Here is a 15,138-nt window from a genome sequence, read left to right on the forward strand (position 1 = left end):
CCACCACGACTCGCCCTGCACATCGAATTCGGCTGATTATCAGCGCGTTACCATGCAGCGGTGACGTTCGTGGAGGTCATCGAGACCGTCGGCAAGGTGATCGACGCGACCGGCGTTGCGGTGATCGTCGGTGGTGCGCTGGCCGCGGCGGCGCTGACGTTGACGCGGCGTATTGGCGACGGCAGCCGCTACGAATCGTTTCGCCGCCAACTCGGGCGCTCGATTCTGCTCGGCCTCGAATTCCTGGTGGCTGCCGACATCATCCGCACGGTGGCCATCACACCGACACCGCAGAGCGTCGCGGTGCTCGGCGGCATCGTGCTTATTCGGACGTTCCTGAGCTTCTCGCTGCAGTTGGAGATGACGGGTGCGTGGCCGTGGCAGCGCCGACCGGCAGTCAAATCCGGTGCAGGACAACCTGACTGAGCAGACCGTCCTGCACGGTCGCAGTCATGTAGGTGCAGTACGGCTGGCGGCGCCGGTCGGTGGGCGACCCAGGGTTGAGCAGCCGCAGTCCCGTCGGCGCGGTGCTGTCCCAGGGGATGTGGCTGTGACCGAACACCAGCACGTCGACGCCGGGATAGCGGCGTGCCATCCGCACGTCGCGGCCTTTGGCGCCACCGGTTTCATGCACCACGGTGAAGCGCACGCCGTCCAGCGTGGCAATGGCTTCATCGGGTAGGCGGGCCCGCAGCTCGGGTCCGTCGTTGTTGCCCCAGCAGGCGATCAGGTTCGTGGCGCGATGCTCGAGCGTGTCGAGCAGTGCTACGTCCACCCAGTCGCCGGCATGGATGACCACGTCGGCGGCGTCGACTTCGTCCCACACCGGGCGCGGCAGGTCGCGGGCCCGCTTGGGCACATGAGTGTCAGAGATCAGCAGCAGTCTCACGACGTCTGCAGCAGCTCGGCCATCTTGGGCATCACCGCTTGCAGCGCCTTGAGCGGCCGCAGCATCACCTTGACTTCGGTGACCTTGCCCTCGTCGTTCCAGTGGATCATGTCGATGCCGTTGACGTGGATGCCGTCGATGTCGGCGACAAACTCCAACACGGCCGAGCGGTCGCCATACCAGTGGTTGACGTAACGGAAGTCATTGGCGCCGAACAACTTTGCGGCGGCATGCAGGTATGCGAGTGTCTTGGCGCGGCCTTGTTGCGGCGTGAAGACCGCCGGCGAATAGAACACCGCATCGTCGGCAAGCAGGTCGTGCAGCTGGTCGGTGCGCTGGTTGTCGATCATGTCGATCCAGCGCTGAATCACCGGCGGCGTCATGTGATGGGCTCGATTCCGAGGTCTTTGTACGTGACAAGGGCAACGTACGGCACATTCAGCTCGGCGAAGAGGCGGGCAGCGACCTCGCCGCGGTCGACCATCGGGATCACACCGGTGACCGCGGCGCCGGCCTCGATGACTTTGTCGTGGGCCTTGCGAACCGATCCGCCGGTGCTGACGACGTCTTCCACCAACAGCACCCGCGTGCCGGGGTGGTCGCGCAGCCGGAAGCCCTCGATGAACTGTTCGAGGCCACGAGACTTGGGTTCCTTGCGGACCGAGAACCACGCCTTGCCGGTGACCATCGCGACGCCGACGGCAAGCGCGTCGGCACCCATGGTGAGGCCACCCACTGCATCGAATTCGATTCCGCGCTGCTGGGCCAGGTCGACGATGGCGCGGCTGACGACGGCCAGCCTGGCGCCGGTGTCGACGGCGTGCTTGCCGTCGATGTAGTGATGGCTGGTCTGGCCGCTGGCGAGCTTGAACGGCACGTCGCGGTACTCGTGGCCGCGTTTGATGATCTCGAAGGCGTCTTGCCAGGAGGTCGATGTCGTCACCGCGGTAATGGTACGGCCGGGTCGCGGCGGCACCGCGCCTACGGTTTCAGCCGTCTTCGCGCAGCAGCCGTTGTGGCACGTGCAATCAAGAAGTTGAGTAGCCGACTACCTGCGCCACAACAGATATCAGCGCGCACACTCACTTCGGCGGCTGATCACCGGCCGGAGTAGATGAAAGAGGCCCACATGAGCGAAGCGGACGAGAAAATCACGGGGACGACGATCGAGAACTTTGCATTGCCGTCTCCGTTCGATCAGCGCGCGTACGACAAAGCGGTCGAGTTCGACGAAATACTGGCTTCTGGTCGACTGGATCGAGCTCACCTTGATCCCGTGGTGCGCGATTACACGGGTGTAGTCCGGGACAACTTGTGGAAGCTTCCGTTCCGCTGGCGCCTGATCGACTTCGGTTGGCCGAGCAGCTGGTACATTCCGGCGGCGGCGCACTATCAGGACTACTGGCCATTTGATGAACCGCCAAGCCAGAATCGGTACGCCTACCAGTGGAAGACGGAAACATACAACACTGCATCAAGCGCGACTGGTGACGTGGGCTCGTTCAGACAATTGTTGTCGCCTAACGACCGTTTCACGAAGGCTGAGTCCGGGATCGGTTTCTTCTACAGACCGACCTTTTCCTATGGAGTCGTGAGTTTGCGCCCCGACGTCGACTGCACAAGTCAGTTCCGTTGGTGGCAGATGTTGGAACAGATCGCGGGCGACACGCACACGACTACCGAGCTAGTTCTCGCCATGTGGCAGGAGGTTCCAGGCGGCTGGGATTTGATGAACTATCGAGCCATTCTGGTGGCGGACGGGTTCACTCAATCAGGCATGGGCATCAGCGCCGTCCGCACGGATAAGCACTCTTTCACCGGTGCTCAGCTTTCAACCGACTTCGTCGTCCAGAAGGGACGCGGCTACCTCTTCGGTGTCGTCGCCCGGGTCAACATCTGGTCAACCCTGACCACAACCTCGGGCGGTCGCATACCTGAGCCGCCGAATTTGTCGAACTTCAGAATCTGGGGCTCGCTCACATGCAGGGTGCCTTTCATTCAGCTGCGCTCGCGCACCGTCTACATTCCCTAAAGGATTCGTGCAAATAGCGCGAAATAAGGTCCGCTGCGCAATGCGGTATGCGACACTCCGGACATGCCGCAGGTCGTTTTCGACACCCTGATCAACAATGCAACGCCGCTACCGCCGGGCGGTCGGGTGGAAAGTGCCGTCTTCAACGTCTCCGGAGCCCGGGAAGTGCATATCCAGCTGAGCATCATCAGTCCGGATGCCGGAGTCTCGTGGGAGGTCCGCTTCGGCCGGACGACCAACAACGCTTTCGCACTATGTCGAGAAGGCACGTTCGGATCACTACTCGGCGGAGTGGCCGTTTCGGTGCCCGTGTTCGGCACCGAGATGTTTGTCGCGGTCACAAACCACGGGCACAACAATCAGCACGTGAGTGGAAAAGTGTATTTTATCCGCGAAATTCCATGATTGAGCCGATGAAAGGTCTTTCCAGACATTTCCGGGGTAAATGGACGCCGCACGCTCCCGCCGAAGACCCATACCGCATCGGAGCCATCGACTCGCAGGATGGTCCGACGAAGTCGTGATCATGGGCGCGTCACCCAAAGTTCGAATGTGAACTGAGGCCAAACCGGCGATTAGCGGCGGCCCGAAAGCAATGGGCGCGCCCGAAGGGATTCGAACCCCTAACCTTCTGATCCGTAGTCAGATGCTCTATCCGTTGAGCTACGGGCGCTCGTTATTCAGTTGTGGCGGAGGCGAGAGGATTTGAACCTCCGGTCCGCTTTAAGGCGGACAACTCATTAGCAGTGAGCCCCATTCGGCCGCTCTGGCACGCCTCCTTGAAACGGCATCCGCCGAAGGCACAGCGTACACAGCGCTCAGCACGCAAGGCAAAGCGCCGCAACGCCCGAACCCATGCAACCTATGCTGGGCGGGTGACCGCCCGTCTGCGCCCTGAGCTGGCCGACCTGCCGGCCTACACCCCGGGTAAGACGGTGCCGGGCGCCATCAAGATCGCCAGTAACGAGACAGTCCACGGTCCGCTGCCTACGGTCCGCGCGGCGATCGAGAAGGCCACCGACAGCATCAACCGCTACCCCGACAACGGCTATTCCGAACTGCGTGAGCGCCTCGCCGAGCACGTCGGCTTCACCCCCGAGCACATCTCGGTGGGCTGCGGCTCGGTGAGCCTGTGCCAGCAGCTGATCCAGCTGACCGCCGCCGCCGGCGACGAGGTGGTGTTCGGCTGGCGCAGCTTCGAGGTGTACCCGCTGCAAGTCCGCCTGGCAGGGGCCACACCCGTGCAGGTGCCGCTGACCGATGACACCTTCGACTTGACGGCGATGGCCGACGCGATTACCGACCGGACGCGGCTGGTGTTCGTCTGCAATCCCAACAACCCCACCTCGACCGTGGTCGAGCCTGCTGCGCTGACCGAGTTCGTCGAGGCTGTGCCGCCCGATGTGCTTGTCGCGATCGACGAGGCCTACGTCGAGTACATCCGCGACGGGATGCAGCCGGACACCTTGAACTTGGTGCGCCGCCATCCGAATGTCGTTGCGCTGCGGACTTTTTCGAAGGCTTACGGGCTGGCCGGGCTGCGTGTGGGTTATGCGATCGCAGACCCGGACATCGTGGTTGCGCTGGGCAAGGCGTACGTGCCGTTCAGCGTGAGCAGCATTGCGCAGGCCGCGGCGATCGCCTCGCTGGACGCCGCCGACGAGTTGCTGGCACGCACCGACGACGTGGTGGCCGAACGGGAGCGGGTCGCGTCGGCACTGGTTGCGGCGGGCTACCCGCTGCCGCCGTCACAGGCGAACTTCGTGTGGCTGCCGCTGGCCGAGCGCACCTCCGAGTTCGTGACCGCCGCCGCCGACTCGCGGCTCATCGTGCGGCCCTACGGCCAGGACGGCGTGCGGGTCACCATCGGAGCGCCGCACGAGAACGACGCCTTCCTCGACTTCGCCCGGCACTGGATAGGAGACAACCGTGACCGATGACGTGGCCCGCAAGACGTTCACGGAACTCAAGGAGCGCACGGGGCAGATCCCTGATGCCGAACTCGACGAGTTCTGGGCGACGCTGGAGCCGGCCACGGTCGAGTTCATGCTGGGCGAATGGAAGGGCGGGGAGTTCGACACCGGCCACCCCGCCAACGGCTTCATGAAACGGCTGAACTGGTTCGGCAAGACCTTTCACTCCGCCACCGACGCCAAGCCGCTGGTGTGCCTGGACGCCGACGGCAACAAGTTCTCCAACACCGAGGCGATGAACGGCGAGGCCAGCCTGTGGATGGAGGAGTTCCGCGGCGAGGTGACGGCCAGCATGGTTTACGACGGCCGGCCCGTGCACGATCACTTCAAGAAGATCGACGACAACGCCGTCATGGGCATCATGAACGGCAAAGGCGCCGTGATCGACGGCCGCCACCTGTACTTCTACCTCGAGCGGGTCTAGACGTTACGGCCCGTCGCCGAACGTGAGCCGGTTGCGAAAAAATCGGCCGGTTTTCGCCGTGCGCTCACGCTCGGCGCGCAATCCGAGCGGGTCTAGCTCGGGCGCCGACCCGTGAACGCGATCAGCCGGTCGAACGCCGACGCGTCCTCACCTACCTCGACCGGCTCGTCGAAGCCGACGGTGGCGCGCCCCTGCGGGGTGATGATGTTGCGCGCCAAGCCGTACACGTACTCCGCCAGTTCGGGCGTGGGCTGCACCGTCTGACCCGTGGCTTGCGCGTAATCCCAAGCGTGGACAAGGAATTCGATCGACAGCACCCCGACCATCACCTTGGCCGGCGCCTCGTTGGAACCCAGCTTCACGGTGCCGTCGACGCCGCGTCTGCGCCACGCATCCAACGTCGGCCGCGCCGCAAGGATGATCTGCCGCTCGACGGAATCGGTGCTGTCTCGGGGCGGCAGCTGCGCCCCGGCCGCTTCCCCGATCGTCGTGATCGAGCTCATCAGGTGATCGGTGAGGGCGGCGACGTCGTACTCGCGGCATGGAGTTTGCTTGCCCAGGTCGTCCGCCGAGATGACGTGCACCACTCGCTGCAGCTCCGTCAATGCGGCTTCGGCACTGCTCAATTCGTCGATCGGCGGCGTCTCTGCGCCGGCGGGGTAATCCGAGGGCATAGTCCCAACCGTAGCCGTCATCGCCAGAGCGGTATCCCCCTGCCGACATGGGGTCTCGACGGCCGCCGATAGCCTGCAGGCATGGCAGACGCATACGAATCCGTGACCGTCGACGTCGACGACCACGTGGCGCGGGTGACGCTGATCGGACCCGGCAAGGGCAACGCGATGGGTCCGGCGTTCTGGTCCGAGATGCCGGAGCTGTTCGAAAAGCTGGACGCCGACCGCGACGTGCGCGCGATCGTGATCACCGGCTCGGGCCGCAATTTCAGCTACGGCCTGGACCTGCCCGCGATGGGTGGAAGCCTGACCGCGGTCATCGCGGACGGCGCGTCGGCGCGGCCGCGGGCCGAGTTCCACGCCGAGGTGCTGCGGATGCAGAAGGCGATCAACGCCGTCGCCGACTGCCGCACGCCGACCATCGCCTCGGTGCACGGGTGGTGTGTGGGCGGAGGCGTCGACCTGATCTCGGCGGTGGACATCCGCTACGCGAGCGCCGACGCCAAGTTCTCGGTGCGCGAGGTGAAGCTCGCGATCGTCGCGGACGTGGGCAGCCTGGCCCGGCTGCCGTTGATCCTGAACGACGGGCATCTGCGTGAATTGGCGTTGACAGGCAAGGACATTGACGCTGTCCGCGCGGAGAAGATCGGCTTGGTCAACGACGTCTACGACGACGCGCAGGCGTGCCTGGCGGCTGCGCACGCGACCGCAGCCGAAATTGCGGCGAACCCGCCGCTGACGGTGCGCGGCATCAAGGACGTGCTGGATCAGCAGCGGACCTCGCGAGTGTCGGAAAGCCTGCGCTACGTCGCGGCGTGGAACGCGGCGTTTCTGCCCTCGAAGGACCTGACCGAAGCCATCTCGGCGACGTTCGCCAAGCGGCCGCCGAACTTCACGGGCGAATAGCGAAATCGGCGGTGGCGGAGGGATTTGAACCCCCGGACGGTGTTAGCCGTCTCTCGCTTTCAAGGCGAGTGCATTAGGCCGCTCTGCCACGCCACCGCGGACAAGCGTAGCCACCCCAGGCGCGCCGCCCTAGGCGCGGCCGGCCCGCCGCGGCTGCTCGCTCAGCTTCACGCCGGCGATGATTCGCCGGCAGTTTTCCCCCAGCGCGGCCACCTGCGGTCGTGACAGCTGGCCCAGGAAGTGCGTTCGCACGCACTGGGCGTAGGTGACCATCGCCTCGTTGACGGAATCGCGGCCCTCGTCGGTGATCGTGGCCAACACCCCCCGGCGGTCGTCGGGACTGGCTTCCCGCCGCACCAGGCCCTGGCCCTCGAGCCGTCGGATTTGCCGGGTGACCCGGCTCGGCAGCGACATCAGCTGCTCGGCCAGATCCCCCATTCGCGCCGACCCCGACGGCGTGTTGTTCAGCAAGTCCAGCAACCGCACGTCGTTGAGCGTCAGTTTGTGCGCGTCGACAAGCCCCCTATTGAGGATCACCGACAATCGCAGCGACGCCTCCAGGAAGTTTTGCCAAGATTTCATCTCGGCAATGTCCAAACCCGGCATCTCGCTGGCCGAGCGCCCCCCGATCAACACCTCCATGGGCGTTCATCCTAAAGCAGAGGACGTTGCCAGCGCACCGAAATGGTGCGGGAGTACCGTTGCCTCATGCGCGCCGTTGTAGCACGGTCGTCCGACCGCATGTCCTGGGAAGAAGTACCTGATGTGCACCCTGGGAAAGGTGAGGTCGTCCTGCGGGTGCGGGCCGCGGGAGTTAATCGTGCTGATTTGCTACAAGCGGCTGGACATTACCCACCTCCGCCGGGCGCGAGCGACATTTTGGGGATGGAAGCCTCTGGGGTAATAACCGAAATTGGCGACGGCGTGTCCGGATGGGAACCCGGACAGGAAGTTTGCGCTTTGCTGGCAGGTGGCGGCTATGCGGAATACGTGGCGGTGCCGGCTCGTCAACTGATGCCGGTTCCCGACGGTGTCGATCTGATTGCCGCCGCGGGTCTGCCCGAGGTGGCCGGCACGGTGTGGTCGAACTTGGTGATGACGGCGGGACTGCACTCCGGTCAGACCGTGCTGCTGCACGGCGGTGGCAGCGGCATCGGCACGCACGGCATCCAGGTGGCCAAGGCGCTGGGCGCTCGCGTCGCGGTGACGGCCGGGTCGCCGGAGAAACTCGACGCCGCGCGCGAACTCGGCGCCGACATCACGATCAACTACCGCGACGAGGACTTCGTCGAGCGGATTCGTGAGGCCACCGATGGCGCCGGTGCAGACGTGATCCTCGACATCATCGGAGCCAAGTACCTCGACCGCAACATCGACGCGCTGGCCAACGACGGCCGTCTGGTGGTGATCGGCATGCAGGGCGGTACCACGGCAGAGTTGAACCTGGGCAAGCTGCTGGCCAAACGCGCCGGCGTGATCGCCACCGCCTTGCGCAGCCGCCCGGTCGACGGGCCCGCCGGCAAGGGGACGATCGTCGAAGAGGTCGTCCGCAACGTCTGGCCGATGATCGCCGACGGGCGCGTGCGGCCGGTGATCGGTGCCGTGCTGCCGATCGAGAAGGCCGCGCAGGCTCACCGGATGCTGTCCGAGGGCGAGGTGATCGGCAAAGTCGTTCTGCGTGTAGGCGATTAGCCCCGCGAGCTGATCAGCCGAGCGACGCCAGCGTGCGGACCAGCTGATCCACCTCCGCCGTCGTCGAGTAGTGCGCCAGCCCGATCGACACAGCGCCCCCGACGTCGTTGACGCCGATCAGATCCAGCACCCGCGACGGCGCGTTGGCGATCGCGCAGATTCCGTTGTCGGCCAGCCGTTGCACCACCCGGTCCGCCGGCACGTCCATCACCGCGAAACTCAGCACCGGGATGCGCACCTCCGGACGCCCGAGCACCATCACCCGGGGCAGCGACCGCAGGGAGACCAGCAGGTAATCGAACACCCGGTCCATGTACAAGCCCGCCGACTGCATCGACATCGCGAGCCGCTGCCTGCGGGTGCCGCTGGCCGACTCGTCAAGGGCCGCAAGGTATTCGATGCTGGCGACCACTCCGGCCAGCAGCCCGAACTGGTGCACTCCAGTTTCGAATCGGGCCGGCCCGGTGGCATTGGGTGTCAGCGACATCGAGGCGAACGTCTCCATGATCGACGGCTCGCGGAATGCCAGCGCACCGATCGGTGGACCGCCCCAGCCGACCGCGTTGACCGCCACCACGTCGGCGTCGACGTCGTTGATGTCCATCAACCGGTACGGCGCGGCCGCGGAGTGGTCGACCACTACCAGCGCACCGACGTCGTGCGCGAGCTTGGTGACCACGCGCAGATCGGTGACCGTGCCCAGCGTCGACGACGCCGACGTGATCGCCACCAGCCGAGTTGCCTTGTTGATCAGGCTTTCCCACTGCCACGACGGCAGGTCGCCGGTCTCGATGTCGACCTCGGCCCACTTGACCCTGGCGCCGTAGCGATTTGCTGCCCGCAGCCATGGGGCGATGTTCGCCTCGTCGTCGAGCCGGCTTACCACCACTTCGTAGCCGAGACCGGCCCGCGAGGCCGACGCGTCGGCGAGCGCCCGCAGCAAGACGGCGCGGTCCGCGCCGAGCACCACCCCGCGCGGATCGGCGTTCACCAAATCGCCGACGGCCTGGCGGGCGGCTTCCAGCACGGCCGCGCTGCGGCGCGCCGCCGGGTGCGGACCGCGGGGGTCCGGTCGAGAGCCGCGGAAGGCGGTGGACACCGTGGTGGCGACGGCGTCCGGGACCAACATGCCGAGCTGCGCGTCGAAGTGCACCCAACCGTCGCCCAAGGTCGGATGCAAACCGCGCACCCGGGCAACGTCGTACACCATATGAGCCACCTCAGAGCGTCTGAAGATCTCGACTAGCCGACCCGTCGCCGGCGGCGCCCGGGCACATCCAGGGCTGACGGACCGGGTCACCTGGCCAGCCATACTAGTCCAGTGAGCTTGGCCCTCGGAGTGCTACCAGCGCTGTTGTTGCTGATAGTGCCCGGGACAGTGGTCGGTTTGGCCGCCCGGCTACCCGTACCGATCGCGGTCGCAACTGCTCCGGCGCTGACCTACGGTGTCGTGGGGCTGGCGATCGTTCCGTTCGGCGCCATCGGGTGGCCGTGGAACGCCTGGACGGCCTTGTTTGCTATGGCGGCGGTGACCGCAATCGTCGCGGGCTTGCGGCTGGCGCTGGGCCGTTATCGCGACCGCGACGCGGAGGCGCTGGCCCCATCCGGCCGGCCCGTGCTGCTGGTGGCGGGCGGCGTGCTCGTGGGCGTGGCTCTGATCTGCTATGCGGCCGCGGTGGGGTTGCCCCATTGGCAGTCGGTGCCGAGCACCTGGGATGCGGTGTGGCACGCCAACGAGATCCGCTACATCCTCGACACCGGCCAGGCGTCGCCGACGCACATGGGCGAGCTGCGCAACGTCGAGACCCACGCCCAGCTGTACTACCCCTCGGCGTTTCATGCGCTGGCCGCGGTGCTGAGTCAGCTGACCGGCGCCGCGCCGACCACCGCCTACACCGTCAGCTCCGTGGCGGCGGCGGTATGGCTGTTCCCGGTCAGCGCCGCGGTGTTGACCTGGCAGCTTCTGCGCTCCCGCACCGCGCTGTGGCGCACGGCCGGATGTGCCGCCGCGGCGGCCGTGATGTCGGCCTCCTTCACCGCGCTGCCCTACATCGAGTTCGACACCGCGGCGATGCCCAACCTCACCGCCTACGGCCTGGCCGCGCCGACGATGGTGTTGGTGGTGTCCACGCTGCGGCACCGCGACCGGATCCCGGTCGCGGTGCTGGCGCTGCTTGGCGTGTTCTCAGTGCACACCACCGGAGGCGTGGTGGCGGCGCTGTTCGTCGCGGCGTGGTGGGCGGTCGACGGCCTGTGGCGTCCGGTGCGCGGGCGCGTGCCCGACCTGGTAACACTGCTGGCCGTCGCGGTGCCCGCGGCGCTGCTGCTGCTGCCGCAGTTCAGCGGGATCCTCAAGCAGGCCGACATCATCGTCGGGCACGCGTTCGTCACCCATCTAGGCAAGAAGCGGGCGCTGTTCGACGCAGTCGTGGGCCACACCCGCCATCTCAACGACTTCCCGATCCAGTGGGCGCTGATGGCGCTGGTCGCGGTGGGCGCAGCAGTGCTGCTGATGCGCAAGATCTGGTGGCCGCTGGCGGTGTGGCTGCTGCTGGTGGCCGCAATCGTGTACTCGTCGGCGCCGTTCGGCACACCGCTGGGCGTAGTACTCGGCAAGTTCAGCGACCTGTTCTACAGCGACCCGCGGCGGCTGTTCGCGGTGATCACCCTGCTGCTCGCGCCGTGGGCCGGGATCGCGCTGGTGACCGTCGCGGTGGCGGCGATCGCGCAGCTTCGGCGGCTGGGCGGGCACCGGCTCCGGCTGACCGACGCCGGCTGGTACGGCGTCACCGCGGCGGTGGTGCTTGCGGTCAGCGTGGGGTACGGATGTGCCTACTTGCCCCGCCACGAGTACCTGTTCGGCCAGAAGTACGACTCGGTGATGATCGACCACAAGGACCTCGAGGCGATGGCGTACCTGGCGACGCTGCCCGGCGCCCGCGACACGCTGATCGCCGACGGCAACACCGACGGCACGGCGTGGATGTATGCGGTGGCCGGGCTGCATCCCCTGTGGACCCACTACGACTACCCGGTGCAGCAGGGCCCCGGCTACCACCGCTTCGTCGTATGGGCCTTCGCCGACGACGCGGACACCGATCCGCGGGTCGCCGAAGCGGTGCGCGCCCTCAACATCCGCTACGTCCTGACCAGCACTCCGGTGGTCCGCGAGTTCGTCGTCCCCGATGGCCTTGCGTCACTGGACAAGTCGCGCTCGTGGGCCAAGATCTACGACAACGGCGGCGCCCGCATCTACGAGTGGCGTGGCGGCCAAGGTTAGGGTACGGGTCGCCGGGTACGCACTGGTGAGTGCGCGCGAGCCAGGAGACTACTGTCGGGAGATGCTGAGCGCGCCGGATCCATCGAGCGGTGCGGGCCCAACCGGGTGACTCCGGCCGCAAGCTGACGAGAAGAGGTGACGACGGTGAGCACGAGCACCGACGACGACAACATCGAGATCATCAACGGCCGCCGCGACGACGACAACGGCTCGCGAGATGACTCCAACGGGCGGTCGGTGACCGATCTGGTGGAGCAGCCCGCGAAGGTGATGCGGATCGGCACGATGATCAAGCAGCTGCTCGAGGAGGTCCGCGCCGCGCCGCTGGACGACGCCAGCCGCAACCGGCTGCGCGAGATCCACGCGACCAGCATCCGCGAACTCGAGGACGGGCTTGCGCCTGAGCTGCGCGAGGAGCTGGAGCGGTTGTCGCTTCCGTTCAGCGAGGACTCCACCCCGTCAGACGCCGAACTGCGGATCGCCCAGGCGCAGCTGGTCGGCTGGCTGGAAGGGCTGTTCCACGGCATTCAGACCGCCCTGTTCGCCCAGCAGATGGCCGCCCGCGCGCAGCTGGAGCACATGCGCCAGGGTGCGCTGCCGCCGGGCATCAGTGTGCCGGGGCATCAGCAGCCCGGTGGCCACGGCCACTCCGGCACGGGGCAGTACCTGTAGCCGAGGCCGTGGGGAAGAGCGTGTCGCTGACCGATTCAACCGCGCCTCCCGCGCACGACGTCAGCATCCGCACCGATGGGGCCTGGGTCGAATTTCCGATCTTCGACGCCAAGTCGCGGTCGCTGAAGAAGACGTTCCTGGGTAAGGCCGGCGGCACGATCGGGCGCAATACGTCCAATGTGGTGGTGGTCGAGGCGCTGCGCGACATCACCCTGTCGCTGAACACCGGTGACCGCGTCGGCCTGGTGGGCCACAACGGCGCGGGCAAGTCGACGCTGCTGCGGCTGCTGTCCGGCATCTACGAACCCACCCGCGGCAAGGCCGTCGTAAAGGGCCGTGTCGCACCGGTTTTCGACCTCGGAGTCGGGATGGACCCCGAGATCTCCGGCTACGAGAACATCATCATCCGCGGGCTGTTTCTCGGGGAGACCCGCAAGAAGATGCAGTCGAAAGTCGACGAGATCGCCGAGTTCACCGAGTTGGGCGAATACCTGTCGATGCCGCTGCGCACTTACTCGACCGGCATGCGAGTGCGCCTGGCAATGGGCGTGGTGACCAGCATCGACCCGGAGATTCTGCTGCTGGACGAGGGCATCGGCGCCGTGGACGCCGAGTTCTTGAAGAAGGCGCAAGTGCGGCTGCAGAGCCTCGTCGAGCGCTCCGGAATCCTGGTGTTCGCCAGCCACTCGACCGAATTCTTGGCCCGGCTGTGCAAGACCGCGATCTGGATCGACCATGGCTCGATCAAGATGATGGGCGGCATCGAAGAAGTGGTACGCGCGTACGAGGGCGAAGATGCCGCGCGGCACGTGCGCGAGATTCTGGCCGAGACCGAATGACCGACGTCTGCGCCGTCGTCGTCACCCACCGGCGTCCCGACGAGTTGGCGAAGTCGCTGGACGCACTGGCGCAGCAGAGCCGTCGTCCGGACCATCTCGTGGTCGTCGACAATGACTTCTCCGATGGCAGCGACCAGCGCGTGCGGGACCTCGTCGCCGGCCAGCCCATCCCGTCGACATATCTGCGATCACGCCGAAACCTCGGTGGCGCAGGGGGGTTCGCGCTGGGCATGCTGCACGCGTTGGCGCTCGGCGCGGAGTGGATCTGGTGCGCCGACGACGACGGCCGGCCACAGAGCCCCGACGTGCTGGCCACGCTGATGGCCTGCGCGCAGAAGCACCAGCTGGCCGAGGTGTCGCCGATGGTGTGCGACATCGACGACCCGTCGCGGATGGCGTTCCCCCTGCGGCGTGGGCTGGTGTGGCGCCGGCACGTGAGCGAGCTGCGCGACGGCAGCAACGACCTCTTACCCGGCATCGTGTCGCTGTTCAACGGCGCGCTGTTCCGCGCATCCACGTTGGAGGTGGTGGGTGTCCCGGACCTGCGCTTTTTCATGCGCGGCGACGAGGTGGAGATCCACCGGCGGCTGGTGCGCAGCGGTCTGCCGTTCGGCACCTGCCTGGACGCGGTGTATCTGCACCCCAACGGCGCCGAGGAGTTCAAGCCGATCCTCGGTGGCCGCATGCACACCCAGTACCCCGACGATCCGCGCAAGCGGTTCTTCACGTACCGCAACCGCGGCTATCTGCTGTGGCAGCCCGGGCTGCGCCGGCTACTGCCGCAGGAGTGGCTGCGGTTCGCCTGGTTTTTCCTGGTGTCCCGGCGCGACCCGCGCGGGCTGGCCGAGTGGTTGCGGCTGCGCCGGTTGGGGCGTTCCGAGAAGTTCGGCCGACCGCAGGAGGCGCCGTGACGATCACCGACGACGCTGCCGACTCCAAGACGTTCCGGCGCGCGTTCGCCGACCTGGCCGACGGCTTCGCTCATCGGCAGTTGTGGCTGCACCTGGGGTGGCAGGACATCAAGCAGCGCTACCGCCGCTCGGTGTTGGGCCCGATCTGGATCACGATCGCCACCGGCACCAGCGCCGTGGCGATGGGCGTGCTGTATTCGAAGTTGTTCGGTTTGGAACTGGCCGAGCATCTGCCGTACGTGACGCTGGGGCTGATCGTCTGGGGCCTGATCAGCGCGTCGATCCTCGAAGGCGCCGAGGTCTTCATCGCCAACGAGGGGTTGATCAAGCAGTTGCCGACGTCGCTGAGCGTGCACGTCTACCGGCTGGTGTGGCGCCAGGCGCTGCTGTTCGCCCACAACATCGTGATCTACGTGATCATCGCGGTGATCTATCCGAAGCCGTGGAAGTGGACAGACCTGTCGGTGATCCCGGCACTGGGAATCATTGCGCTGAATTGCATTTGGGTGTGTCTGGTGTTCGGCATCCTGGGCACGCGGTTCCGCGACATCGGGCCGCTGCTGAACAGCATCGTGCAGCTGCTGTTCTTCCTCACGCCGATCATCTGGACCGACCAGACCCTGCAAGCGCAGGGCGCCGGCCAGTGGCGGTGGGTGGTCGAGCTGAATCCGCTGTACCACTATCTCGACATCGTGCGGACGCCGCTGCTCGGCGGCGACCAGCAGGTGCGGCACTGGCTGGTGGTGTTGGCGCTGACCGCGATCGGTTGGGTGCTGGCGGTGCTGGCGATGAAGCAGTACCGCAGCCGGGTGCCGTACTGGGTGTGAGGCCGGGATCTTCCCCGCG

18 protein-coding genes and 3 tRNA genes are annotated in these 15,138 nt (G+C 66.3%); 12 read left to right on the top strand and 9 right to left on the bottom strand.

Annotation, left to right across the window (positions count from 1 at the left end; genetic code table 11):
• Positions 1-60: 60 nt before the first annotated feature.
• Positions 61-426 (top strand): DUF1622 domain-containing protein, encoded by a 366-nt coding sequence (locus AC5Y4N_RS04635; RefSeq protein ID WP_499910815.1) that lies wholly within the window; start codon positions 61-63, stop codon positions 424-426.
• On the opposite strand, the gene AC5Y4N_RS04640 is transcribed toward AC5Y4N_RS04635, so the two are convergent.
• The 3 genes from AC5Y4N_RS04640 to pyrE are packed head-to-tail and all read right to left on the bottom strand — an operon-like array spanning position 398 to position 1,832.
• Positions 398-889 (bottom strand): metallophosphoesterase family protein, encoded by a 492-nt coding sequence (locus tag AC5Y4N_RS04640; protein WP_499910817.1) that lies wholly within the window; start codon positions 887-889, stop codon positions 398-400. The two genes, AC5Y4N_RS04635 and AC5Y4N_RS04640, sit on opposite strands and share 29 nt — an antisense overlap.
• Positions 886-1,272: a nuclear transport factor 2 family protein gene (locus AC5Y4N_RS04645; protein WP_499910819.1), complete on the bottom strand. Its 387-nt coding sequence runs from the start codon at positions 1,270-1,272 to the stop codon at positions 886-888. The genes AC5Y4N_RS04640 and AC5Y4N_RS04645 overlap by 4 nt, the downstream gene beginning before the upstream one ends.
• On the bottom strand, positions 1,269-1,832 hold the full coding sequence (pyrE, locus tag AC5Y4N_RS04650) for an orotate phosphoribosyltransferase (RefSeq protein WP_499910821.1): 564 nt from the start codon (positions 1,830-1,832) through the stop codon (positions 1,269-1,271). Before pyrE ends, AC5Y4N_RS04645 begins: the two co-directional genes overlap by 4 nt.
• 186 nt (positions 1,833-2,018) lie before the next feature.
• Between pyrE and AC5Y4N_RS04655 the strand changes: the two genes are divergently transcribed.
• A complete protein-coding gene (locus tag AC5Y4N_RS04655; protein WP_499910823.1) occupies positions 2,019-2,921 on the top strand; it encodes a hypothetical protein in 903 nt (300 codons plus the stop codon).
• Positions 2,922-2,984: 63 nt separating this feature from the next.
• Positions 2,985-3,326 carry a hypothetical protein gene (locus AC5Y4N_RS04660; RefSeq protein ID WP_499910825.1) on the top strand — a complete coding sequence of 114 codons (342 nt, stop codon included), beginning with the start codon at positions 2,985-2,987 and terminating at the stop codon, positions 3,324-3,326.
• 195 nt (positions 3,327-3,521) lie between these two features.
• Here AC5Y4N_RS04660 and AC5Y4N_RS04665 read toward each other — a convergent pair.
• Positions 3,522-3,594, bottom strand: a tRNA-Arg gene (locus AC5Y4N_RS04665).
• 14 nt (positions 3,595-3,608) lie between these two features.
• A tRNA-Ser gene (locus tag AC5Y4N_RS04670) sits at positions 3,609-3,700 on the bottom strand.
• 96 nt (positions 3,701-3,796) lie between these two features.
• On the opposite strand from AC5Y4N_RS04670, the gene hisC reads away from it, so the two are divergent.
• Both hisC and AC5Y4N_RS04680 read left to right on the top strand, forming a co-directional pair.
• Entirely contained in the window at positions 3,797-4,861 is a 1,065-nt protein-coding gene (gene hisC / locus AC5Y4N_RS04675) for a histidinol-phosphate transaminase (protein WP_499910827.1), read from the top strand.
• Entirely contained in the window at positions 4,851-5,318 is a 468-nt protein-coding gene (locus AC5Y4N_RS04680; protein WP_499910828.1) for a DUF4334 domain-containing protein, read from the top strand. The genes hisC and AC5Y4N_RS04680 overlap by 11 nt, the downstream gene beginning before the upstream one ends.
• Positions 5,319-5,410: 92 nt before the next feature.
• Here the strand turns inward: AC5Y4N_RS04680 and AC5Y4N_RS04685 are convergent, their stop codons facing one another.
• Positions 5,411-5,992, bottom strand: a complete 582-nt coding sequence (locus AC5Y4N_RS04685) for a TIGR03086 family metal-binding protein (RefSeq protein ID WP_499910830.1) — start codon at positions 5,990-5,992, stop codon at positions 5,411-5,413.
• Positions 5,993-6,073: 81 nt separating this feature from the next.
• Between AC5Y4N_RS04685 and AC5Y4N_RS04690 the strand changes: the two genes are divergently transcribed.
• Positions 6,074-6,898 (top strand): crotonase/enoyl-CoA hydratase family protein, encoded by an 825-nt coding sequence (locus tag AC5Y4N_RS04690; RefSeq protein WP_499910832.1) that lies wholly within the window; start codon positions 6,074-6,076, stop codon positions 6,896-6,898.
• 9 nt (positions 6,899-6,907) lie between these two features.
• On the opposite strand, the gene AC5Y4N_RS04695 is transcribed toward AC5Y4N_RS04690, so the two are convergent.
• Both AC5Y4N_RS04695 and AC5Y4N_RS04700 read right to left on the bottom strand, forming a co-directional pair.
• Positions 6,908-6,994, bottom strand: a tRNA-Ser gene (locus tag AC5Y4N_RS04695).
• A gap of 33 nt (positions 6,995-7,027) precedes the next feature.
• On the bottom strand, positions 7,028-7,540 hold the full coding sequence (locus AC5Y4N_RS04700; protein WP_499910834.1) for a MarR family winged helix-turn-helix transcriptional regulator: 513 nt from the start codon (positions 7,538-7,540) through the stop codon (positions 7,028-7,030).
• Between the two features lie 66 nt (positions 7,541-7,606).
• Here AC5Y4N_RS04700 and AC5Y4N_RS04705 point away from each other — a divergent pair, with 66 nt between their 5' ends.
• On the top strand, positions 7,607-8,590 hold the full coding sequence (locus AC5Y4N_RS04705; protein ID WP_499910836.1) for an NAD(P)H-quinone oxidoreductase: 984 nt from the start codon (positions 7,607-7,609) through the stop codon (positions 8,588-8,590).
• A 13-nt stretch (positions 8,591-8,603) separates the two neighbouring features.
• On the opposite strand, the gene AC5Y4N_RS04710 is transcribed toward AC5Y4N_RS04705, so the two are convergent.
• Positions 8,604-9,800: a cysteine desulfurase-like protein gene (locus AC5Y4N_RS04710; RefSeq protein ID WP_499910839.1), complete on the bottom strand. Its 1,197-nt coding sequence runs from the start codon at positions 9,798-9,800 to the stop codon at positions 8,604-8,606.
• Between the two features lie 111 nt (positions 9,801-9,911).
• Here AC5Y4N_RS04710 and AC5Y4N_RS04715 point away from each other — a divergent pair, with 111 nt between their 5' ends.
• From AC5Y4N_RS04715 to wzm, 5 genes are all read left to right on the top strand, one after another.
• Positions 9,912-11,870 carry a DUF6541 family protein gene (locus AC5Y4N_RS04715; protein WP_499910843.1) on the top strand — a complete coding sequence of 653 codons (1,959 nt, stop codon included), beginning with the start codon at positions 9,912-9,914 and terminating at the stop codon, positions 11,868-11,870.
• 135 nt (positions 11,871-12,005) lie between these two features.
• Complete coding sequence (locus tag AC5Y4N_RS04720; RefSeq protein WP_499910845.1) at positions 12,006-12,542, top strand: bacterial proteasome activator family protein; 537 nt, start codon at positions 12,006-12,008, stop codon at positions 12,540-12,542.
• 65 nt (positions 12,543-12,607) lie between these two features.
• A complete protein-coding gene (wzt, locus tag AC5Y4N_RS04725; protein WP_499911045.1) occupies positions 12,608-13,381 on the top strand; it encodes a galactan export ABC transporter ATP-binding subunit Wzt/RfbE in 774 nt (257 codons plus the stop codon).
• Entirely contained in the window at positions 13,378-14,292 is a 915-nt protein-coding gene (gene glfT1 / locus AC5Y4N_RS04730; RefSeq protein ID WP_499910847.1) for a galactofuranosyltransferase GlfT1, read from the top strand. The genes wzt and glfT1 overlap by 4 nt, the downstream gene beginning before the upstream one ends.
• Complete coding sequence (gene wzm, locus AC5Y4N_RS04735; protein ID WP_499910849.1) at positions 14,289-15,119, top strand: galactan export ABC transporter permease subunit Wzm/RfbD; 831 nt, start codon at positions 14,289-14,291, stop codon at positions 15,117-15,119. The genes glfT1 and wzm overlap by 4 nt, the downstream gene beginning before the upstream one ends.
• Positions 15,120-15,138: the final 19 nt, after the last annotated feature.

This window comes from Mycobacterium sp. NGS19 (assembly GCF_059813155.1).

Bases quoted from the DNA above. Each gene is read 5' to 3' on its own strand.
- AC5Y4N_RS04645 (WP_499910819.1), bottom strand. From the start codon at position 1,272: ATGACGCCGCCGGTGATTCAGCGCTGGATCGACATGATCGACAACCAG.
- AC5Y4N_RS04655 (WP_499910823.1), top strand. From the start codon at position 2,019: ATGAGCGAAGCGGACGAGAAAATCACGGGGACGACGATCGAGAACTTT.
- AC5Y4N_RS04660 (WP_499910825.1), top strand. From the start codon at position 2,985: ATGCCGCAGGTCGTTTTCGACACCCTGATCAACAATGCAACGCCGCTA.
- AC5Y4N_RS04685 (WP_499910830.1), bottom strand. From the start codon at position 5,992: ATGCCCTCGGATTACCCCGCCGGCGCAGAGACGCCGCCGATCGACGAA.
- AC5Y4N_RS04690 (WP_499910832.1), top strand. From the start codon at position 6,074: ATGGCAGACGCATACGAATCCGTGACCGTCGACGTCGACGACCACGTG.
- AC5Y4N_RS04700 (WP_499910834.1), bottom strand. From the start codon at position 7,540: ATGGAGGTGTTGATCGGGGGGCGCTCGGCCAGCGAGATGCCGGGTTTG.
- AC5Y4N_RS04705 (WP_499910836.1), top strand. From the start codon at position 7,607: ATGCGCGCCGTTGTAGCACGGTCGTCCGACCGCATGTCCTGGGAAGAA.
- AC5Y4N_RS04710 (WP_499910839.1), bottom strand. From the start codon at position 9,800: ATGGTGTACGACGTTGCCCGGGTGCGCGGTTTGCATCCGACCTTGGGC.
- glfT1 (WP_499910847.1), top strand. From the start codon at position 13,378: ATGACCGACGTCTGCGCCGTCGTCGTCACCCACCGGCGTCCCGACGAG.